1 protein-coding gene and 1 pseudogene are annotated in these 1,356 nt (G+C 37.4%); both read left to right on the top strand.

Annotated elements, in window-relative coordinates; translation table 11 throughout:
- Positions 1-201 (top strand): annotated as a pseudogene (locus tag ACFINC_RS09465) (hypothetical protein); the annotation flags it as partial.
- A gap of 292 nt (positions 202-493) precedes the next feature.
- A complete protein-coding gene (locus tag ACFINC_RS09460) occupies positions 494-1,291 on the top strand; it encodes a hypothetical protein (RefSeq protein WP_375617045.1) in 798 nt (265 codons plus the stop codon).
- The last annotated feature ends 65 nt before the right edge of the window (positions 1,292-1,356 follow it).

Below are 1,356 nucleotides of genomic sequence, written 5' to 3'. Positions count from 1 at the left end.
ACCAAGGCGCAAGTGAAAGCTTGGGTTTACGGTGGCGATTTGCCAAGAAGTGTATTGAGTTGTGAACCTTTGATAGACGAGGTGAATAGGGAAATCAAAAAATGTACAGTTAAAGCAGTGAAAACTTATGATGATATAGACAACGAGCTAGAGAAAGCACTTGGTATTCAACTAGGTAGGTATCAAAATGAAAAAAATTGAAAAAAATAAAAAATACGTATTGACTTTAAGGAAAAGGTCGTTTATTAAGGTTGGCAAGTGCTTGAAAAACACTTAACAAACAGCGGGTAAACCACGAAAAGGTTTCTCCCATTTCTTAAAATACTGACTTTCTTTTATGCTGTCTCTAGCATATAACGATTTTGTCGGGTGTGGTCACATCATACAATACTCTTTATGAGAAAAGTGTGACGACGGACTGTTTGCCGTGTTTTTCAGCGCCCGGCGCCCTTATAGGGTTGTCAATGGAAAAATTACAAACAGGATTACTAGCATGAAAGCTACAGTTACAAATCAAGAAACTTCCTTTTTTATTACAGATGATAATGGCTCTTTTAAAAAGAGAGAGTTTGCAAAAAAATACGAATTTACAGGCGAGACAATAGAGGTTGGCTTTAAAACGCTTCATAGAATTAGAGCCTTAAGAGATTTTGGAGATGTCAAAAAAGGGGACCTCGGCGGTTTTATTGGCAGTGAATACAATTTATCGCATCATGGCAATTGCTGGGTTGCAGGTAATGCCAAGGTTTATAGCAATGCCCGTGTTTACGATAATGCCGTTGTAAGTGGGTATGCTCATGTTAATGTGGAAGCTTGTATTTATGAAAACGCCCGTGTTTATGGCAAGGCTGTTGTAGGTGGCTTTGTTTATGGAAATGCTGAAGTTTATGGTTTTGCACGTATTTATCCTCGTGCAAGAATTTATGGGAATGCGCACGTTCATTATAATGCTTGGGTTTTTAATGATACGCATATTTTTGGTAATGCCAAGCTTTCTGGATATGCTTGCATTTATGCTGATGTAAAAGTTTATGGTAATGCCAAGGTTCTAGGTTTTTCAAAACTTTATAAAAATGCACACGTTCATGGGAACGCTGTTATTGAAGGGCATGCTGAAATTCATGGGATTATTTATGGTAATGCAAAAATATCAGGTTATTCAAAAATTTATGGGAAGGTTTCAGGCAAGGCAAAATTAAGAGAGTGTGATTTTGTTCATAGGGAAGGTGAGGTTTATAGTGGCAATAAAGTCATATATAACTCGAATAATATTTTAGAAAAAGCAGCGTAAATAACGGCGCGGGCGCGGCGGGGGCGCCCCTCTTTAAAATTCTTTCATTCAAAAAATTGTTTAAA

Source organism: Bartonella sp. AP58NXGY (assembly GCF_042195785.1).
In the GTDB taxonomy this organism is placed as follows: Bacteria; Pseudomonadota; Alphaproteobacteria; order Rhizobiales; family Rhizobiaceae; genus Bartonella.
Note: the sequence above shows the minus strand (reverse complement) of the source record. Positions and strands in the feature narration are given on the sequence as shown.